The sequence below is a fragment of the Streptomyces sp. SID5643 genome (assembly GCF_009872555.1).
GTDB lineage: Bacteria > Actinomycetota > Actinomycetes > Streptomycetales > Streptomycetaceae > Streptomyces > Streptomyces iakyrus.
The window spans coordinates 43,997-63,210 of sequence record NZ_WWIC01000002.1 but is presented as its reverse complement, the minus strand read 5'-3'; the positions used below and the strand labels follow the sequence as shown (position 1 = coordinate 63,210).

Genomic DNA, 19,214 nt, shown 5'->3' with positions numbered 1-19,214 from the left:
CATTTCCAGGACCGGAGGGCAGGCGGTGCGGTCCCTGCCGGACCGAAGTGGATCAGTAAGCGACGGGACTGGCGAAGGGAGTGTTTATCGTCAGGCAGACGACTATGATCGCCGCATGCCCTACGACCCGTCAGCGTTTCCTCCCTTCGCCGTCACTGTGGACCTGGTCGTGCTGACCGTGCGCCGCCATGCCCTGTGCGCGCTGGCGGTACGCAGGGGCGAACCGCCGTTCCAGGGGCGTTGGGCGCTGCCCGGCGGTTTCGTACGGGCCGACGAGGACCTGGCACAGGCGGCGGAGCGTGAGCTGGCCGAGGAGACCGGGCTGGGTGTCCACGACCCGTCCGTCCCGGCGCAGGACAACGGCGCACATCTGGAGCAGCTCGCCACCTACGGAGATCCCAAGCGGGACCCCAGAATGCGGGTCGTCAGTGTCGCGCACCTGGCTCTCGCCCCAGACCTGCCCGCGCCTAGAGCGGGCGGGGACGCCAGCAACGCGCGGTGGGCCCCGGTCGAGGAACTGTTGCAGCAGGGCGGCTACGGGCGTGACACCGAGCCGGTCGCACCCCTCGCCTTCGACCATGCGCAGATCCTCGCGGACGGAGTGGAGCGAGCCCGCTCCAAGATCGAATACTCGTCGCTGGCCACCGCCTTCTGCCCGCCCGAATTCACCGTCGGGGAACTGCGCCGTGTCTACGAGGCGGTGTGGGGCGTGGCGCTCGACCCGCGCAATTTCCACCGCAAGGTCACGGGTACCCCTGGATTCCTCGTTCCCACCGGTGGGACGACCACCCGCCAGGGCGGACGCCCGGCCCAGCTGTTCCGTGCCGGCGGCGCGACGCTGCTCAACCCCCCGATGCTGCGCCCCGAGGTGTGAGCGGCGGGCCGGGCGCGTGCGGCGCCGGTCCCGGAACTCGACCCGCCCGCAGCCCGGTCACGATGAGGGCCACATCCGAGGCAGGCTCGCTATGCCCGGAAAACCGGACATAGCGCGCTATCTTGCTACGGGTGATCCAGGCCTTCGGACTGACCAGCAACCCCCGCAAGGAGCTTCCGCCCGCAGCCGACGACGTCTCCTTCGAGGCGCGCGCGGGCCACACCACCGCGCTGCTCGGGGCGCCGGGCGCCGGCAAGACGACGGTTCTCCGACTCATGCTCGAACTGCAACCAGGTCGTGGCATCACCCACTTCCGGGGCCGCCCCCTGCGCCGCATCGCCCATCCCTCGCGCGAGGTAGGCGTGCTGCTGGGGGACGTGCCGGGGCACCCCGCCCGCACGGTCCGCGGTCATCTGCGCATGTTGTGCGCTGCCGCCGGGGTCCCGGTCCGGCGTGCCGATGAAGTCCTTGAGGCGGTCGGGCTCGTGAGCTTGCGCGACGAACGCCTCGGCACCCTCTCCCGCGGCATGGACCGCCGCCTGGGTCTGGCCTGCGTCCTCCTCGCCGACCCGCACACCCTCGTCCTCGACGATCCGGCCGGTGGACTGTCCACTCGCGAGAGCACCTGGCTGCACGACATGCTGCGCGCCCACGCCGCCCAGGGCGGCACGGTGCTCTTCACCACGGCCGACCCCAAGGAGGCCGCGCGCACCGCCGATCACGTCGTCACCCTCGAACAGGGCAGGCTCGTAGCGGACCAGGGCGTCGCGGAGTTCTCGCGCACCCGCCTCCGTCCCCGGGTCGCCGTACGCAGCCCTCATGCAGCCCGTCTGGCAGCTCTTCTGGCCAAGCAGGCCCGCACCTCGCAGCGTTCGGTCGAGGTCGTCCGAGAGGGCGGCAACCGTCTCTCGGTGTACGGCGGTACGTGTGCGGACGTCGGCGAGATCGCCTTCCGTCACGGCATCGTGGTTCATCAACTCGCCGATGAGGTAGGCGACATGGGGCCCGGCGCAGGCTCTGCTCGGACCAGTGGGCCGCGTGACCGGGTCCTTGCCGCGGGGCACGTCACCGGAACGCACCGGGCGGACTGTGCGCCGCTGCCCTCGGAAGCAGCGTCGTCTCTCGACCCGTCGAGACCGTTCGTGACCGATCCCACGACTTCCACAACCGGATCGCGGTCCCCGCTTGGGCAGGGACCGTTGTCAGACGCACCAGGGCAGGGCGCGACAGGACAAGGCGCACCTGAGCACGGCGCATCAGAGCAAGGCGCCCGAGAGTCGCGATCCGGCACGGTCACGCCCAAACCGGGCGCGGACGAGCCGTCGCCCTCCCCCGTGCACCCGCACCCTGCCTCCGAGCCACCGGAACTCCTGGGGGCACACTCGACCACGAAGTCCAGCGACGGACCCCTGGCGAAGACCGCGTCCTTCGCGCCCCGAACACTGCTCCCTGCCGGCAGCCGCCCCGCCCGCACGCTCGACGCGCTGCCCCCTCTGCCGCCGCCCATCTCCGTCCGCACTGCCCCGAGCCCCCTGCGTCCCCTGCGCTACGAGATCCGCCGTGCCGTCGGGATCGGTACAGGGTTCCTGACGGGGGCGGTCGTGCTCGCCGTGTCCGCGGTGACCGCCGTCGTGCTCGCACGCATCGGCCACACGCCTCAGCCGCGGCTGCTGGCCGCATGGCCGCGGGAGCTGCCCCTGCCGCCCGCGGCGCTCGGCGCGGGACTGCTGGGAGCGCTGTCCTTCGGTGATGAGTTCCGCCACCCCGCCCTGGCGGCGGACCGCGGCACCGTGCCACGCCGGCTGGGGCTGCTGGCCGCCAAACTGCTCGTCTCCTCGGTCACTGCGCTGGTGCTGGCCGTGCTGACCGTCGGCTGCGACGCCGAAGTGCTCTATCTCGTCTACGGACGGGAGCTCGCCCGGGTTCCCGCCGACTGGTTCCCCATGAGTGCAAGTTGGATCGGGCTCGTGGTCGGCTGCGCCTGGGCCGGTGTGCTCGCCGCCGGAGTCTTCCGGTCCACCACTGCCGGACTCGCCGCCGTCGCGGCCGTCCCCCTCCTCGTCGTACCTGTCGTGCACCAGCTCGTGAACGGACCGTCCGTGCGAACCGCGGCCGGACTGCCCATGCGGCTGCGGGAGGCTCTCCTGCCGCGATGGCCCTTCGGGGGAGAGCGCTATCTGGAAGCCGCCCTCAAGGTGATCTCCCAACCCGTGGGCGGGGCACTGACGTTGTCGCTGACAGCGCTGCTCTGCGCGTATCTGCTGACCGGACTGCGCAGCCGCTTCCGGTGACGACTGTCCGTAACCCTTGGTCCGGCCATGCCCACAACTCCCCGCAGAACGCCCATTTCTTTCCGATAAGGCGTCAATTGCGACGGGGTGAGCGATCACCCTTTCGTGTGCTTTTCACCAAAGACCTCAAGGGAGTTGGAGACGAGGCCGACAAAGGATGCGTGAGTACCCTTGCGCACACCATGATGACCGCCGCCCGCTCCGCTGACTCCGGCCTCGCGAGCCCGGGCGAACTCGACCGCTACCCGTACGCCGAGGCGCCCGCCGTCGACCGCGTCGGGGTCCCTGCCTGGGACGGCGGGGACCCCGAGCTGGGCCGGGTGGGCCGACGCGCCGCGGGCAGCCGCGGACGCGGGCTGCACGGCCAACTCGTTCAGCAACTCGGTCAGATGATCGTCTCCGGCGACCTGGGTGCCGACCGCCCGCTGGTACCCGAGGAGATCGGCCAGCGCTTCGAGGTCTCCCGCACCGTCGTCCGTGAGTCGCTCCGCGTCCTGGAGGCCAAGGGCCTGGTGAGCGCCCGCCCGAACGTCGGCACGCGCGTGCGCCCCGTCAGCGACTGGAACCTCCTCGACCCGGACATCATCGAGTGGCGGGCCTTCGGGCCCCAGCGCGACGACCAGCGCCGTGAGCTGAGCGAGCTGCGGTGGACGATCGAGCCGCTCGCCGCCCGCCTCGCGGCCGGTCACGGGCGCGAGGACGTCCAGCAGCGCCTTGCGGACATGGTCGAGATCATGGGGCATGCGATGGCCCAGGGTGATGCGCTCACCTTCTCCCGCGCCGACTCGGAGTTCCACTCGCTCCTCATCCAGGTCGCGGGCAACCGCATGCTGGAGCACCTCTCCGGGATCGTGTCCGCGGCCCTTCAGGTCTCGGGCGGGCCGGTCACGGGCTGTGACCGGCCGAACGAGGCGTCCCTGGCACACCACGGCCGTATCTGCGACGCCCTCGCCACCGGCGACGGCGCGGCGGCCGAGGCGGCCATGCGCCAGCTCCTCACGGTCCATCCCGAGGTGGAACGGGTCGTGCCCGCCCCGCGCGAGCACTGACCGAGTTCCGCGGGCGGCGCGGCCGGGTGTGCCACCCCCCTCCTGTGGCAGTGCCTGATCGGTGATCCGCCTCCCGTCGGACCTCGTGGGATCCCAGTGATCCTGCGGGGTCCGACGGCGCGAAGGGGGCGAGGCGTGGCGGGGCGGCCGAGTCGGTACCGCATGTGACCCCTTCTGTCAGCATCTGACCGTTTTCGTTCGCTTACGGGGTGTGACTCGGGCCACGCGGATTGGGCGTAACGCTCGCGGGAAGAACGCGATGACCTAAGAGGTGACAGCCGCGGAGGGAATACGGACGCCGTTCACGGCGCTGTGCATCTTCCCGGCCCCCGCCCGCGCCGTCGGCCCATCCCCAAGCCGGCGGTCGGCTCCTGTCCACTGTGGACGGGGCCGGAAGCCGTTTTCCAACGTTCCGAGAGGTTGTTCGTGTCGGCCAGCACATCCCGTACGCTCCCGCCGGAGATCGCCGAGTCCGTCTCTGTCATGGCGCTCATTGAGCGGGGAAAGGCTGAGGGGCAGATCGCCGGCGATGACGTGCGTCGGGCCTTCGAAGCTGACCAGATTCCGGCCACTCAGTGGAAGAACGTACTGCGCAGCCTCAACCAGATCCTCGAGGAAGAGGGTGTGACGCTGATGGTCAGTGCCGCAGAGCCCAAGCGCACCCGAAAGAGCGTCGCAGCGAAGAGTCCCGCCAAGCGCACCGCCACCAAGACGGTCGCGGCCAAGGCGGTGACCACCCGGAAGGCCACCGCCACCGCCACGCCGGCGGCGCCCGCCGCCGAGCCCGCCGTCGAGGAGGAGGCGCCCGCCAAGAAGGCGGCTGCCAAGAAGACGACCGCCAAGAAGGCGGCCGCGAAGAAGACCGTCGCCAAGAAGACGGCGGCCAAGAAGACCAGCGCCAAGAAGGACGACGCCGAGATCCTCGAGGAGGAGGTGCTCGAGGAGGCAGCGCCCGGCAAGGCCGGTGAGGAGCCCGAGGGCACCACCGAGAACGCGGGCTTCGTGCTCTCCGACGAGGACGAGGACGACGCGCCCGCCCAGCAGGTGGCGGCCGCCGGTGCCACCGCCGACCCGGTCAAGGACTACCTCAAGCAGATCGGCAAGGTCCCCCTGCTCAACGCCGAGCAGGAGGTCGAGCTCGCCAAGCGCATCGAGGCCGGGCTGTTCGCCGAGGACAAGCTGGCGAACGCGGACAAGCTGGCCCCGAAGCTCAAGCGCGAGCTGGAGATCATCGCCGAGGACGGCCGCCGCGCCAAGAACCACCTCCTGGAGGCCAACCTCCGTCTGGTGGTCTCCCTGGCCAAGCGCTACACCGGCCGCGGCATGCTCTTCCTGGACCTCATCCAGGAGGGCAACCTCGGTCTGATCCGCGCGGTCGAGAAGTTCGACTACACCAAGGGCTACAAGTTCTCCACGTACGCCACCTGGTGGATCCGTCAGGCGATCACCCGCGCCATGGCCGACCAGGCCCGCACCATCCGTATCCCGGTGCACATGGTCGAGGTCATCAACAAGCTCGCGCGTGTGCAGCGCCAGATGCTCCAGGACCTGGGCCGCGAGCCCACCCCGGAGGAGCTGGCCAAGGAGCTCGACATGACCCCCGAGAAGGTCATCGAGGTCCAGAAGTACGGCCGTGAGCCCATCTCGCTGCACACCCCGCTCGGCGAGGACGGCGACAGCGAGTTCGGTGACCTCATCGAGGACTCCGAGGCGGTCGTCCCGGCCGACGCGGTCAGCTTCACGCTCCTCCAGGAGCAGCTGCACTCCGTCCTGGACACCCTGTCCGAGCGTGAGGCGGGCGTCGTCTCGATGCGCTTCGGCCTCACCGACGGTCAGCCGAAGACCCTCGACGAGATCGGCAAGGTCTACGGCGTCACGCGTGAGCGGATCCGTCAGATCGAGTCCAAGACCATGTCGAAGCTGCGCCACCCGTCCCGTTCGCAGGTGCTGCGCGACTACCTCGACTGAGCGAGGCCGTAGGACACGGAAGGCCCGGTTCCCCCGAGGGGGGCCGGGCCTTCGTCGTGCCGCTTCGCCGGGGGTGCGGTGTCCCGCGGGCTGGATCACTCTGGGTGTCCCATCGACACCATGGAGTGAGGAATGTGTATGCGTCGTCGACTGGCTCGAGCTCTGGTCCTGCCGCTGGCCCTGGCGGCCGCGGTGCCCGCGCTGTCCATGGGCTTCAGCGCCCCTGTGGCCGCCGACAGCGTGGTCATAGGGGGCTTTCCCGTCGAGGCCTCCCAGAGTCCGTGGACGGTGGCCCTGTCCAGTCGTGACCGGTTCGGGGGTACGCGCGCGGGGCAGTTCTGCGGGGGTGCGGCGGTCGGCCGCACCACCGTGCTCACCGCGGCCCACTGTCTGGACGAGGACGTCCTGGGCGGGCCTCCCGAGGGCGTACGGGACCTCAAGGTCATAGCCGGGCGCACAGACCTGCTCTCGGGCCGTGAGGGCCAGGAGATCGCCGTGAGCCGTACATGGGTGAACCCGGCCTATGACGGTTTCACCAACGCCGGGGACTTCGCCGTGCTCACTCTGGCCGAACCGCTCCAGGGCGAGTCGGTCATCAGCATGGCGGCCGACGGTGACCCCGCGTACGCGGCCGGTGAGGCCGCGACGGTGTACGGATGGGGCGACACCTCGGGCACGGGCGAGTACCCGGACGGTCTGCGGGCGGCACGCGTGCGTGTGCTTTCCGATGCCCTGTGCGAGGAGGCGTATCCCGGCGGTGTGGACGGCACCTACGACGCCACGAGCATGCTGTGCGCCGGAGAGGCCGAGGGGGGCCGGGACGCCTGCCAGGGCGACAGCGGGGGGCCGCTGGTGGCCCAGGGGCGGCTGATCGGGCTCGTGTCCTGGGGGATCGGCTGTGGCCGCGCCGGCAACCCCGGTGTGTACATGCGGGTGTCCCACCTCATGCGGGCGCTCGGCTGGACACGAGCCTCGGACGGTGTGTGAGGCGTCCGGCGGAGTCCGGGCCGGTCCGGGGGACGAGGACGGGCGGCTGCCTCTGGTGATCAGAGGCAGCCGCCCGTTCACCGGCCTGTGCCGGGCTGGCTCGTCGTCGGACGCGAGGTGTCAGCGCTCTTCTTCGGAGGCGTTCGCGGGAACGGACGTGAGCCGCTCCGTCTCGTCCTGTATCTCAGCGGCGATCTTCTTGAGTTCCGGCTCGAACTTGCGCCCGTGGTGGGCGCAGAAGAGCAGTTCTCCACCGCTGAGCAGGACGACGCGCAGGTACGCCTGGGCGCCGCAGCGGTCGCAGCGATCAGCGGCCGTCAACTGGCTCGCAGGGGTCAGAACAGTAGTCACGTCGCCTCTTCTCTAGCTCGACGAGCTGTCGTACCAGGGTCAACATCCAACCAGCCCCAAAACGTTCCCGCTCGTGGCTTTTCCTCGAAAGAATCTTTGCGAGGCGGCTGTCTGCTGCCGGTTGGCGGCGAATGTGCCGTATTGCGTGTCTATGTGTCTTACGGGGCTTCGCGTTGTATCGGTGGTCGGTCCTCCCGGCTGGGTTGCCGGTTGTTCATGAGGACGTGCCCGGAGCCTAAATGGTTCATGCCTGGAAGGGAACGTGATGTGTACTTCACTCCATCGAGGGATCGAACACCCATGCGAGTGTGGACTAGGGTGAGTTTCCGACGAGGGTGGCGTTACAACGGCTCTACCAGGCCTCGGTACCCTCTCACCGGTGACCGAAGCCGCGCCCTTACCCACGAGGGCCCCATCTGAAATTCAGCGAGGAGCGAACCGCGTGACCGCCGAGACGTCCGTGCCGTCCACAGCTCTGCTGGCAGGAGCCGACCGGGACGGTTCCAACTACACCGCGCGGCACCTGCTCGTCCTCGAGGGGCTCGAGGCCGTGCGCAAGCGCCCGGGTATGTACATCGGGTCGACCGACAGCCGTGGCTTGATGCACTGCGTCTGGGAGATCATCGACAACTCCGTCGACGAGGCACTGGGTGGGTACTGCGACCACATCGAGGTGATCCTCCAGGACGACGGCTCCGTCGAGGTCCGGGACAACGGCCGGGGCATCCCGATCGACGTCGAGCCCAAGACCGGCCTCTCCGGTGTCGAGGTCGTCATGACCAAGCTGCACGCCGGCGGCAAGTTCGGCGGCGGCTCCTACGCCGCCTCCGGCGGTCTGCACGGCGTCGGCGCCTCCGTGGTGAACGCCCTGTCCGCCCGGCTGGACGTCGAGGTGGACCGCGGTGGGCACACCCACGCGATCAGCTTCCGGCGCGGTGTTCCCGGCGCCTTCGCCGGGAACGGCTCCGAGGCCAAGTTCGAGGCCAGGAGCGGCCTGCGCAAGGCGAAGAAGATCCCCAAGAACCGCACCGGCACGCGCGTGCGGTACTGGGCCGATCGCCAGATCTTCCTCAAGGACGCCAAGCTCAACCTGGAGACGCTGCACCAGCGCGCCCGCCAGACCGCCTTCCTGGTGCCCGGCCTGACCATCGTCGTGCGTGACGAGTACGGGCTCGGCGAGGGCGGCAGCAAGGGCGAGGAGTCCTTCCGCTTCGACGGCGGAATCAGCGAGTTCTGCGAGTACCTCGCCAGCGACAAGCCGGTCTGCGACGTCCTCCGCTTCTCCGGGCAGGGCACCTTCAAGGAGACCGTCCCCGTCCTGGACGACCACGGCCAGATGACGCCCACCGAGGTCACCCGCGAACTCGGCGTCGACGTCGCGCTGCGCTGGGGGACGGGCTACGACACGACACTCCGGTCCTTCGTCAACATCATCGCCACACCCAAGGGCGGCACCCACGTCGCCGGCTTCGAGCAGGCCGTGGCCAAGACGATGAACGAGGTGCTGCGCGCCAAGAAGCTCCTGCGCGTCGCCGAGGACGACATCGTCAAGGACGACGCCCTGGAGGGTCTGACCGCGGTCGTCACCGTGCGTCTCGCCGAGCCGCAGTTCGAAGGCCAGACCAAGGAGGTCCTCGGGACCTCGGCCGCCCGGCGCATCGTGAACAACGTGGTCACGAAGGAACTCAAGGCGTTCCTGACGTCCACCAAGCGGGATGCCGCCCAGCAGGCCCGGGTCGTGCTGGAGAAGGCCGTCGCCGCGGCGCGCACGCGTATCGCCGCCCGGCAGCACAAGGACGCGCAGCGCCGCAAGACGGCCCTGGAGTCCTCCTCGCTGCCTGCCAAGCTGGCCGACTGCCGCAGTGACGACGTCGACCGCAGCGAGCTGTTCATCGTTGAGGGAGACTCCGCGCTCGGCACGGCGAAGCTCGCCCGGAATTCCGAGTTCCAGGCGCTGCTGCCGATCCGCGGCAAGATCCTCAACGTGCAGAAGTCGTCCGTGACGGACATGCTGAAGAACGCCGAGTGCGGTGCGATCATCCAGGTCATAGGAGCCGGCTCGGGCCGCACCTTCGACATCGACACGGCCCGCTACGGCAAGATCATCATGATGACCGACGCCGATGTCGACGGCTCGCACATCCGCACCCTGCTGCTGACGCTGTTCCACCGCTACATGCGGCCCATGGTCGAGGCCGGCCGGGTCTTCGCGGCGGTGCCGCCGCTGCACCGCATCGAGATCGTCCAGCCGAAGAAGGGGCAGGACAAGTACGTCTACACGTACTCGGACCGCGAACTGCGTGACACGCTCATGGAGTTCCAGAGCAAGGGCATCCGCTACAAGGACTCGATCCAGCGCTACAAGGGCCTCGGTGAGATGGACGCCGACCAGCTGGCCGAGACGACGATGGACCCGCGCCACCGCACCCTGCGCCGGATCAACCTCTCCGATCTGGAGGCGGCCGAGCAGGTCTTCGACCTGCTCATGGGCAACGACGTGGCGCCGCGCAAGGAGTTCATCTCCAACTCGGCGGCGACGCTGGACCGGTCGCGGATCGACGCGTAGCCGGAGCGCCGGGCTGTTGCCGGGTGGGGCCGGGGGGCACGCCCCGGTCGGCAGCGGTCCGGCCTGTCTGAGACCTGGGTACCGCCCCGGCCGTCCCGAGACGGCGCCCTGCTCGTCCATGCCGGAATCCTGGCCCGGCGCGCGAAGTCCCTGCGCCCCGGTGCCTGGTTGAGCGGGGCGTACGGTGACGGCGCGGCGCGGCCCGTGGGGAGGGAGTGCGCGTGAAGGGGAACGCCTGGACCCGGTGGCCCTCCCGGAAGGCGCTCAGCCGCGAGGGACTCTCGACCCTCCGGGGCGTACTTGCCTGGTAGGTGCGGGGCCTGGTCCTGGGCGTGTTGTGGTGGGGTGCCTTCGCCGACGGCCACGGGCCCGGCCCAGGTACGGCTGGAAGACTCATCCGCGAGGGGCTCAGCAACCCGCCGATCGCCCGGAGGCTGTACGTCTCCACGGCGACCGTGAAGACCCACGTCGGCAAACTCTCACCAGGTCCGGGTCAAGGACCGCGCGCGGGCGGTGTGTTACGCCTACGGACAGGGACCGTGCGGCCCACCTGCGGGTCAGTCACCTGATGGGGTGAAGTGTGAAGGGAAGAAGAGTCGGGGATCTTCCCGTTCTGTCCATCCTTGGGCATGCAGCCAAGCAAGGGCCGTCCCGGTGGCGGCGGGGCCGGCCGAGAGAGCCGGGTCGAGCCTCTCGACGGTCGGGATCCGGTCCCGGCCGAGGAGGCCGGACAGCTCAGGTATGACGATCCCTGGTACGACGCCCTCGCCACCGGCTGGGGCGAGTCGTCCGACGACGGGGCCCAGACCCAGCCGGTGGTCCCGTCGGCGCGGACGGAGGGCGACACGGCGGCCCCGGCGACCGACGTGTACCTGGAAGTGCAGCGCAGTGCGGCCTTCCAGGAGGTGCGGCGGCGGTACCGGACGTTCGTGGTGCCGGCGTCCGTGGCGTTCTTCGCCTGGTACGTGGGCTACGTCGTGACCGCCACGACGGCACCGGAGTTGATGGCGCGGCCCGTGGCGGGAGCGGTGAACGCCGCGATGGTGGCGGGGCTCGGGCAGTTCCTGTCCACCTTCCTTCTCACCTGGGCCTACGCGCGGCACGCACGGCTGCGCAGGGACCGAGCTGCCCTCGAACTGCGGTGGGACACACAGGAACTGACCCGTGGCGTGAGCGGCGGTGCGTCGTGACCGAAGAACACCAGACGCTTGCGCTGCTGCTCTTCAGCGCGTTCGTCGCCGTCACGCTGGGGATCACCACCTGGGTCAGCCGCAGTCGGCGTGGCTCGGCGGAGGAGTTCTACGCGGGCGGACGGCTCTTCTCCCCCATGGAGAATGGTTTTGCCATCGCCGGTGACTACATGTCGGCCGCTTCCTTCCTCGGAGTCACGGGGCTCATCGCGCTGTTCGGCTATGACGGACTGCTGTATGTCGTGGGCTTCCTCGTGGCCTGGCTGGTGGTGCTGTTCCTGGTCGCCGAACTGGTCCGCAACTGCGGACGGTTCACGCTCGCCGACGTCGTGGCGGCCAGGATGAGGGAACGGCCGGTCCGGATCGCGGCGGGAACCTCCTCGGTCACGGTGTCCGTTCTCTATCTGGTGGCGCAGATGGTCGGAGCGGGCAGCCTGGTGGCGCTGCTGCTCGGGGGCACGAGCGACGCGGCGCGTGCTTGGACCGTCATCGGTGTGGGCGCGCTCATGGTGATCTACGTGTCGCTGGGAGGGATGCGCGCTACCACGTGGATCCAGATCGTCAAGGCCGTTCTGCTGCTCGGCGGCACCATCGCGCTGACAGTGCTGGTCCTGATGCGCTTCCACGGCGACCTGAACCGGCTGTTGCTCACGGCAGCCGAGCGCAGTGGGCACGGCGCGGCGTTTCTTGCGCCGGGGCTGAAGTACGGCGGGGACTGGACCGCCCGCTTCGACTTCATCAGTCTGGGGCTGGCTCTGGTGCTCGGCACGGCAGGGCTGCCGCACATCCTGTCCCGCTTCTACACCGTGCCCACCGCGCGGGCCGCGCGCCGCTCGGTCGTCTGGGCCGTCGGGCTCATCGGCGGCTTCTACCTGATGACGATCGTGCTCGGATTCGGTGCGGCCGCCGTCCTGGGGCCGGACACGGTGCGCGCTTCGAACGCGGCCGGGAACACCGCGGTTCCGCTGCTGGCGCTCGATCTGGGCGGTGGGGCGGGATCCACCGGCGGGACGGTCCTCTTCGCCATCGTCGCCGCGGTCGCCTTCGCCACGATCCTCGCCGTGGTCGCCGGCATCACGCTCGCGTCCTCGGCCTCCGTGGCCCACGACCTGTACGCGTCCCTGCGGCGCCGGGGCGGGAAGCCGCGCAGCGAGGTGACGGTGGCCCGTATCGCGGCCGTCGGCGTCGGTGCGGTGGCGATCGCGCTCGGTCTGCTGGCGCGGGATCTCAACGTGGCGTTCCTGGTGGGCCTGGCATTCGCGGTCGCCGCGTCGGCGAACCTGCCGGTGCTGCTCTACTCGCTGTTCTGGCGCGGCTTCACCACACGGGGTGCCGTGTGGGCGGTCTACGGCGGTCTGGTCCCGGCGGTGGTGCTCGTGGTGCTGTCACCGGTGGTTTCGGGAGGCCCCGACGCGCTGTTCCCGAGCATCGACTTCCAGTACTTCCCCTTGCAGAACCCGGGGCTGGTCTCGATCCCCCTCGGCTTCCTCGCGGGCTGGCTCGGCACGGTCACCTCGGCGGAGGTACCGGACGAGGTCAAGCACGCGGAGACAGAGGTGCGGTCGCTGACGGGTGCGGGAGCGGCGTAGCGGCGGTGCCGTCGACGCCACGGTCGGGGCGAAGCCATCGCCGGTTCGGGGAGACGCCGTGGGTTGTCGTCTCAGCCGCGGGTCGCCCACACATAGCGGTGTTCCGGGCGGCCGGCGTCGCCGTACTTGAGGGTCAGCCTGGCCCGTCCGGTGCGTTCCAGGAGCTTCAGGTAGCGCTGGGCGGTCTGGCGGCTCACTCCGGTCCGCTCGGCGATCTCCTGGGCGGACAGGGGTCCGTCCGCATGGATCAGTGACTGGCGGACCAGCTCCGCCGTGGTGGGGGAGTGGCCCTTGGGCAGATCGGGCTCCGACGACGCCGACAGGGCCCCGAAGATGCGGTCCACCTCGGCCTGTTCCGCCTCTCCGCCGCCGTCGAGGGTGCGGCGCAGTTCCGCGTAGGCCTCCAGCTTGGCGCGCAGACCGGCGAAGGCGAACGGCTTCACCAGGTACTGCAATGCGCCGTGCCGCATCGCCGCCTGCACGGTGGAGACGTCCCGGGCCGCCGTCACCATGATCACGTCGGTCTGGTCGCCGCGGCGCCGCATCTCCTGGACGACCGCGAGGCCGGTCGCGTCCGGCAGGTAGTGGTCCAGGAGCACCAGGTCCAGCCGGGGCAGCGTCTCCAGCCGGTGCAGGGCCTCAGCGGCGCTGTGGGCCTCTCCGGCGACATGGAAGCCGGGCACCTTCTCGACGTACGCGGCGTTGACCCGCGCGACTCTCACGTCGTCGTCCACGACCAGGACTTCGATCATCACGACCCCTCCTCGGCGGTCTGCGGTGCGGACGGCACGGTCGAAACGGCCGGTTCGGGACCCGGTCCGGCCAGCGCCTCGGGCAGGACGACGGTGAACTCCGCGCCTCCGCCGTGCGCCTCGCCGACCGTAGCGCTGCCACCCTGCCGCTCCGCCAGCCTGCGCACCAGGGACAGTCCGATGCCCCGCTCGCGGTGAGCCGGCGGCTCCTTCGTGGACCATCCCGTGGTGAAGATCAACTCACGGTGCTCCGGCGGGATTCCCGGACCCGTGTCGCGCACCCTGAGGATCGCCGTACGCCCCTCGGCGCGCAGTTCGACCTCCACGCGCGCGTGCGGCTTGCCGGCGACGGCGTCGAGGGCGTTGTCCACCAGGTTCCCCACGACGGTGACCAGCCCCTGCGGGTCGATCAGCCGGTCGGGCAGCCGGGTCCGGTCCGACACCCCCAGGGCGACGCCCCGCTCGGCCGCGACGGTCGCCTTGCCGACCAGCAGGGCGGCGAGCAGTGGGTCCTCGATCCGCTCGGTGACCTGCTCCGCGGTGGCCCGATGGTCACCGACGACCTCGCCGACGAACTCGACGGCGTCGTCGTACATCTCCAGTTCGAGCAGCCCCAGCAGCGTGTGCATGCGGTTGGCGTGCTCGTGGTCCTGGGCGCGCAGGGCGTCGATCAGACCGCGGGTGGAGTCCAGTTCGCGGCCCAGCTGCTCCAGCTCGGTGCGGTCGCGCAGGGTGGCCACGGCGCCGCCGTCGTCGGTGGGCATGCGGTTGGCGACCAGCACCCGCTGGCCGCGCACGGTGAGCAGATCCGTGCCGGTGACGCGCCCGGCCAGCACATCGGCCGTACGGCCCGCGCCGAGCGCCTCGTCGGGTGAACGGCCCACCACCGCTTCCCCGATCCCCAGCAGGCGCTGCGCCTCGTCGTTCACGAGACGGATGCGGCCGGTGCGGTCCAGGGCGACGACCCCCTCGCGAATGCCGTGCAGCATCGCCTCGCGTTCCGACAGGAGCGCCGCGATGTCGGAGAAGGCCAGGTCCCTGGTCTGCCGGTGGACCCGCCGGGAGATGAGCCACGCCGCCAGCGCACCCACGGCCAGGGCACCGCCGGCATACGCGAGCAGCCCCGGGATCGCGTGGATCAGCCGGGCCCGGACGCTGTCGTAGGCGATGCCGACCGAGACCGCGCCGACGACGGTGCCGTCGCTGTCGCGCAGGGGCACCTTGCCCCGGGCGGAGCGGCCCAGGGTGCCGCTGTCGATCTCCATGACCTCCTTGCCGGCCAGGGCCTGGCCGGGGTCGGTCGAGACGATGCCGCCGATCTGCTTCGGGTCCGTGTGCGACCAGCGCACGCCGCGCCAGTCCATCACCACGACGTACTCGGCCTGGGTGGCCTTGCGGATCCGCTCCGCCTCCCGCTGCACCGAGCCGTGCGGCGAGGGCGGCGTGTCCCGCAGGTCCTCCGCCAGGTCCGGCAGCTGCGCGGTCGTCTGCGCGATCGCGAGGGCGCGGCGCATGGCCTGGTCGTCGAGCTGGTTGCTGAGGGGGGCGAGGAACAATCCGGTCGCGAGCACCGCGACTCCCGCGGCGATCGCCACCTGCATCAGCAGCACCTGCGAGAACACCCGTCGGGGCAGGCCGAGGCGCAGGCGGCGCGCTGGGGGCGTGGGGCTCATACCGAAGACCGTACGTGCGGCCGGCCGCCGGCCCCAGACGGGTGTGGCGTGGATCTCCCGATCAATGTGTACGGAGGCGGTATCCCCGTGCACCCGAGGCGAGCCGCACGGTCAGCTGGCCAGTGAGGTTGTCATCCTCACCTCGCGCACCGCCACCACGTCCATGCGCGCGGGAGTACCGAGGACGGACGCCCCGCAGCTCTCGGGGCGGGCCGGCAGGGCCGCACCTTGAGCCACGTCGACCTGCCAGTGGCGTCCGTCGGCGTGGGCGACGGTCACCTCCCAGCGCGGGGCCGCGCCGGACGTCCGGACGACACTCAGAGCCTGAGCGCCGTATTCGCCGGCCCTGGTGCGCACGGCGAGCTCGGCAGCCTGACCGGGCCGCTCCCAGGCCGAGCTGCCCCGGCACCCCTCCACGACGATCCGCCCCTCGCGGGCGCCGTGCAGCACCTCCTTGAGGGAATGGGCCTCGGCCCGGCCGTACGCGTATCCGTACGGCAGCACGAGCACCGTGGGGGAGAAGCGGTGACCACCCAGATGAGTGACCTCCCAGACGCCCTCGACCCCGGAGGTCGCCAGCTCGGCCGCGAGCGGCCGGCCCAGGAGGGCGCAGCAGCGGTCCCGCTTGCCGTTGGTGCAGACGAGGGCGAGCGGGTCACCGTCGTGGGGCCGTCCGCCGAGCAGCGAACCGAACGAACGGTGATCGCCCCTGCCGAGTGCGGCGAAGTCGAGGCCGAGCAGCTCTCCCGGGTCCGGGGTCGAGGTGCTGTGCAGCCATACGTTGCCGGGGACGACGTGCGCGGCGTACACCCGGCGCGCCGCGGGCATGCGGCGGTCCGCGTGGCGCCCGGGGCGGCGGATGAGCGCGATCCGTACGCCCGTGTCCTTGGCGGCCGCCTCCAGGGCACGCCCCAGAGCGGGGTCCAGGTGGCTCGAGGTGAGCGCCTTGGCACCCCACGGCCCGGGCTGTTCCAGCAACAGCCAGGTCCTCGCGGTGGCCGCGGTTCCCGAAACGGGCTCGGCGAAGTCCCGGGAGACGCTTGAGCACGTACTCACAGAGGTGAGCCTAACCTGACTTCGACCGCGGCGACTCCCGGGCCCGGCCGGCGCTACTCCGGCAGTGGCTGCGGCGGTTTCGGACCTGCGTAGAGACCGCTCGGGCGCATCCGCAGCGGGCGCTCGCCGTACTCCTCCAGCGCGTGGGCGATCCAGCCCGCCGTCCGGGCCACGGCGAAGATCGTCTCGCCTGCGCTCGGGGCCATGCCGCAGGACGCGGTGAGCACGGCCAGGGCCAGGTCCACGTTGGCGTGCAGGGGAGCGTGCCGGGCGGTCGTCTCGACGATGTCGCGGGCCGCGAGGAGAGCGGGCTCCGCGCGCGGGATCTGCTCCAGGAGGGCGAACAGGGCACGCGCGCGTGGGTCCTCGCCGGGGTAGAGCCGGTGTCCCAGGCCCGGGATGCGGCGGCCGGCACGCAGTTCGTCCGCGATCACGGGTGCCGCGTCGCCCTGGTCGAGCACGTCCTGCAGCAGCCGGTGGGCGAGCCCGCTGGCCGCGCCGTGCAGCGGGCCCTCGATCACGCCGAGCCCGGCGGAGACCGCGGCGTAGGCGTGGGCCCGGGCGGACGCGGCGACGCGCACCGCGAGGGTGGAGGCGGCCAGGTCGTGGTCGACGAGGAGCGCGAGGGCGGTGTCCAGGGCGCGCAGGGAGGCCTCGTCGGGGTCCTTGTGCACCGACAGCCGGGACCACAGGCGGTGGGCCAGGGGGCCCTCGTCGCGGCGCCGGTGGCCCGCCGGGGGCAGAGCGGCCACGAGCGTGGGGATGAGGCTGCGCGCGGTGCCGAGTACGGCACCTTCGGAGAGGTCGAACCGCAGAGGATCGGCAGTCGCGGCGGCGATCGTCGCGACCCTCAGCAGGTCGGCGGGAGCCGCGTGTTCGGGCAGGGCGTCGACGGCGCGGCGGGCGACGGCGACGGAAGCGGACGGCGCGGTGAACGAGCTGCCCGGGAGCATCCGGCCCGTCCACAGCCACTCGGCGACCTCCTCGTAGGTGTGCCGTGTGGCCAGGTCGACCGCGTCGACACCGCGGAAGAAGTAGCGGTCGCTCTCGATGAGCGTGATGCGGGTGCGGACGGAGAGCTCGCCGCCGGAGCCGGAACCGCCGACGCTCTCCCGCCTGTTGCGCCGGGCGAGTGCCTCGACCTCCCCGGCGTCGAAGGTGCTGCCCCGGCCGCCGCTCACCCGCCGGCTGCTGAGCTGGCCGCGACTCACGTACGCGTACACGGTCTCCGGCTTCACGCCGAGCAGCTCGGCGGCCTCCTTGGTGCTCAACCGCCGTTCCGTGCCCTGGGGGGCGGGCTCTTGATCGCGCATGGGGGTCACCGTATCCGTCCGGCGAACCATTGACTCATGTATTGATTCAATCAATATTGACAGACGTTTAGTCAACCATGGACAGTCGAGTCAAGTCCAGGGAGGAAGTCATGTCCGTGAACAGGTCAGCAGCCACTCTTGTCGAAGCACCCCGAGGGCTTGCCGGTGTCGTCGTCACCGACACCCGGATCGGTGATGTGCGCGGTCTGGAGGGCTTCTACCACTACCGCCAGTACTCCGCCGTCGACCTCGCCCGGACCCGTGGCTTCGAGGACGTCTGGCACCTGCTCGTGCACGGCGAACTGCCGGACGCCGAACGGAGTGCGGCCTTCGCGGCCGAGACCGCGGCGTTGCGGCGCCTGCCCGACGAGGTGCGGGCGGCCCTGCCGGCCATCGCCGCGGCCGGCGGGCGCTCCGGGCCGCTGGCCGGGATGCGGACCGCGCTGTCGCTGCTGGGTGCGGCCAAGGGATTCCGCCCCGTGTACGACATCGACGCCGACCGGCGCCGGACGGACACGATCGAGGCGGCCGCGGCCGTACCGACGCTGCTCACTGCGCTGCACCGGCTGGGCATGGGGAGGGAACCGGTGGAGCCACGCGAGGACCTGACCTACGCGGCGAACTACCTGTACATGCTGACCGGTTCGGTGCCGGGCGAGCGGTACGCGCGGGCGATCGAGCAATACTTGATCTCAACCATTGATCACGGATTCAATGCATCCACCTTCACGGCCCGGGTCATCGCCTCGACGGGCGCAGATGTGGCGGCATGCCTGGCCGGGGCGGTGGCGGCGCTGTCGGGTCCGTTGCACGGGGGTGCACCGAGCCGGGCTCTGGACACCCTGGACGCGATCGGCAGCCCCGACCGTATCGATCCCTGGGTACGTCAGCGGGTGCTCGCCGGTGAGCGCATCATGGGGTTCGGACACGCGATCTACCGCACGGAGGACCCGCGGTCCCGGATGCTGCGCGAGGTCGCCCGGGGGTTCGGCGGTCCGCGGGTGGACTTCGCCGTCGAGGTCGAGCGTCACATCGAGGCGATCCTGGCGGAGCTGAAGCCCGGGCGGGAACTGCACACCAACGTCGAGTACTACGCGGGCGTGGTCATGGAACTCTGCGGGCTGCCTCGCGAGATGTTCACACCGACCTTCGCAGTCGGCCGGTCGGTGGGATGGAGCGCCAACATCCTGGAGCAGGCGGAGGACACGAAGATCATCAGGCCGGTGGCCCGGTACGTGGGGCCGGAGGCGCCGGTGCCCGTGCCGGCCTGAGGGAGGGGCCCCGGGCGGAGGGCTTGGCGATACCAGGCGCCGACGGAAGGCGACCGTCCTCGGGCGTGATGCGTGCGGAGCTGCCCTCCGTTCACCGCGTTGTGAGCCATGCCGTCAACGCGGATCCGCCGCATGTCATCAGGACCGTCAGCAGCCGCACCGGCATGCGTTGGACCGTCATACGGAACCCGCCGATGCGGATGTCCAGGGCCGGGGCCTGCTCATGCTTCTCCTCGGTGCGGTCGCTCTTCATGTCGTGTTCCCTCCACGAGGTCTTCCGTGAC

16 protein-coding genes are annotated in these 19,214 nt (G+C 70.7%); 10 read left to right on the top strand and 6 right to left on the bottom strand.

Translation table 11 applies throughout. The annotated features are described in order from the left end of the window. Nucleotides 1–115 precede the first annotated feature (115 nt). From GTY56_RS00515 to GTY56_RS00495, 5 genes are all read left to right on the top strand, one after another. Nucleotides 116–874 carry an NUDIX hydrolase gene (locus GTY56_RS00515; RefSeq protein ID WP_107459931.1) on the top strand — a complete coding sequence of 253 codons (759 nt, stop codon included), beginning with the start codon at nt 116–118 and terminating at the stop codon, nt 872–874. A 131-nt stretch (nt 875–1,005) separates the two neighbouring features. After that, a complete protein-coding gene (locus GTY56_RS00510; protein WP_161361372.1) occupies nt 1,006–3,165 on the top strand; it encodes an ATP-binding cassette domain-containing protein in 2,160 nt (719 codons plus the stop codon). 161 nt (nt 3,166–3,326) lie between these two features. After that, nucleotides 3,327–4,214 carry an FCD domain-containing protein gene (locus tag GTY56_RS00505; protein ID WP_161361370.1) on the top strand — a complete coding sequence of 296 codons (888 nt, stop codon included), beginning with the start codon at nt 3,327–3,329 and terminating at the stop codon, nt 4,212–4,214. 426 nt (nt 4,215–4,640) lie between these two features. Continuing rightward, a complete protein-coding gene (locus GTY56_RS00500; RefSeq protein WP_161361368.1) occupies nt 4,641–6,182 on the top strand; it encodes an RNA polymerase sigma factor in 1,542 nt (513 codons plus the stop codon). A 138-nt stretch (nt 6,183–6,320) separates the two neighbouring features. Beyond that, nucleotides 6,321–7,169: a S1 family serine peptidase gene (locus GTY56_RS00495; protein ID WP_161361366.1), complete on the top strand. Its 849-nt coding sequence runs from the start codon at nt 6,321–6,323 to the stop codon at nt 7,167–7,169. A gap of 120 nt (nt 7,170–7,289) precedes the next feature. On the opposite strand, the gene GTY56_RS00490 is transcribed toward GTY56_RS00495, so the two are convergent. Then, entirely contained in the window at nt 7,290–7,520 is a 231-nt protein-coding gene (locus GTY56_RS00490) for a DUF7455 domain-containing protein (RefSeq protein ID WP_033308327.1), read from the bottom strand. Between the two features lie 442 nt (nt 7,521–7,962). Here GTY56_RS00490 and GTY56_RS00485 point away from each other — a divergent pair, with 442 nt between their 5' ends. From GTY56_RS00485 to GTY56_RS00475, 4 genes are all read left to right on the top strand, one after another. Continuing rightward, the gene (locus GTY56_RS00485) at nt 7,963–10,086 is read left to right on the top strand and encodes a DNA gyrase subunit B (RefSeq protein ID WP_161361364.1); all 2,124 of its coding nucleotides are present in this window, start codon (nt 7,963–7,965) and stop codon (nt 10,084–10,086) included. A gap of 311 nt (nt 10,087–10,397) precedes the next feature. Next, entirely contained in the window at nt 10,398–10,655 is a 258-nt protein-coding gene (locus tag GTY56_RS41470; protein ID WP_524540062.1) for a LuxR C-terminal-related transcriptional regulator, read from the top strand. Nucleotides 10,656–10,715: 60 nt separating this feature from the next. Next, nucleotides 10,716–11,276, top strand: a complete 561-nt coding sequence (locus GTY56_RS00480) for a DUF485 domain-containing protein (RefSeq protein WP_161361363.1) — start codon at nt 10,716–10,718, stop codon at nt 11,274–11,276. Continuing rightward, complete coding sequence (locus tag GTY56_RS00475; protein ID WP_161361361.1) at nt 11,273–12,865, top strand: monocarboxylic acid transporter; 1,593 nt, start codon at nt 11,273–11,275, stop codon at nt 12,863–12,865. Before GTY56_RS00480 ends, GTY56_RS00475 begins: the two co-directional genes overlap by 4 nt. A 71-nt stretch (nt 12,866–12,936) precedes the next feature. On the opposite strand, the gene GTY56_RS00470 is transcribed toward GTY56_RS00475, so the two are convergent. From GTY56_RS00470 to GTY56_RS00455, 4 genes are all read right to left on the bottom strand, one after another. Further along, on the bottom strand, nt 12,937–13,617 hold the full coding sequence (locus tag GTY56_RS00470; RefSeq protein ID WP_161361469.1) for a response regulator: 681 nt from the start codon (nt 13,615–13,617) through the stop codon (nt 12,937–12,939). Next, nucleotides 13,617–15,290: a sensor histidine kinase gene (locus GTY56_RS00465; RefSeq protein WP_161361359.1), complete on the bottom strand. Its 1,674-nt coding sequence runs from the start codon at nt 15,288–15,290 to the stop codon at nt 13,617–13,619. The genes GTY56_RS00470 and GTY56_RS00465 overlap by 1 nt, the downstream gene beginning before the upstream one ends. A 111-nt stretch (nt 15,291–15,401) precedes the next feature. Then, on the bottom strand, nt 15,402–16,346 hold the full coding sequence (locus GTY56_RS00460; protein ID WP_161361357.1) for a sucrase ferredoxin: 945 nt from the start codon (nt 16,344–16,346) through the stop codon (nt 15,402–15,404). Nucleotides 16,347–16,399: 53 nt separating this feature from the next. Beyond that, nucleotides 16,400–17,659: a citrate synthase gene (locus GTY56_RS00455; protein ID WP_161361355.1), complete on the bottom strand. Its 1,260-nt coding sequence runs from the start codon at nt 17,657–17,659 to the stop codon at nt 16,400–16,402. A gap of 110 nt (nt 17,660–17,769) precedes the next feature. Here GTY56_RS00455 and GTY56_RS00450 point away from each other — a divergent pair, with 110 nt between their 5' ends. After that, on the top strand, nt 17,770–18,930 hold the full coding sequence (locus GTY56_RS00450) for a citrate synthase (RefSeq protein ID WP_161361353.1): 1,161 nt from the start codon (nt 17,770–17,772) through the stop codon (nt 18,928–18,930). A gap of 91 nt (nt 18,931–19,021) precedes the next feature. Here the strand turns inward: GTY56_RS00450 and GTY56_RS00445 are convergent, their stop codons facing one another. Continuing rightward, nucleotides 19,022–19,183 carry a hypothetical protein gene (locus GTY56_RS00445; RefSeq protein ID WP_161361352.1) on the bottom strand — a complete coding sequence of 54 codons (162 nt, stop codon included), beginning with the start codon at nt 19,181–19,183 and terminating at the stop codon, nt 19,022–19,024. Between the last annotated feature and the right edge of the window lie 31 nt (nt 19,184–19,214).

What these genes read in the sequence shown, in the direction of transcription:
- GTY56_RS00515 (WP_107459931.1), top strand. Translation starts at nt 116, where the DNA reads ATGCCCTACGACCCGTCAGCGTTTCCTCCCTTCGCCGTCACTGTGGAC.
- GTY56_RS00495 (WP_161361366.1), top strand. Translation starts at nt 6,321, where the DNA reads ATGCGTCGTCGACTGGCTCGAGCTCTGGTCCTGCCGCTGGCCCTGGCG.
- GTY56_RS00480 (WP_161361363.1), top strand. Translation starts at nt 10,716, where the DNA reads ATGCAGCCAAGCAAGGGCCGTCCCGGTGGCGGCGGGGCCGGCCGAGAG.
- GTY56_RS00470 (WP_161361469.1), bottom strand. Translation starts at nt 13,617, where the DNA reads ATGATCGAAGTCCTGGTCGTGGACGACGACGTGAGAGTCGCGCGGGTC.
- GTY56_RS00465 (WP_161361359.1), bottom strand. Translation starts at nt 15,290, where the DNA reads ATGAGCCCCACGCCCCCAGCGCGCCGCCTGCGCCTCGGCCTGCCCCGA.
- GTY56_RS00455 (WP_161361355.1), bottom strand. Translation starts at nt 17,659, where the DNA reads ATGCGCGATCAAGAGCCCGCCCCCCAGGGCACGGAACGGCGGTTGAGC.
- GTY56_RS00450 (WP_161361353.1), top strand. Translation starts at nt 17,770, where the DNA reads ATGTCCGTGAACAGGTCAGCAGCCACTCTTGTCGAAGCACCCCGAGGG.
- GTY56_RS00445 (WP_161361352.1), bottom strand. Translation starts at nt 19,183, where the DNA reads ATGAAGAGCGACCGCACCGAGGAGAAGCATGAGCAGGCCCCGGCCCTG.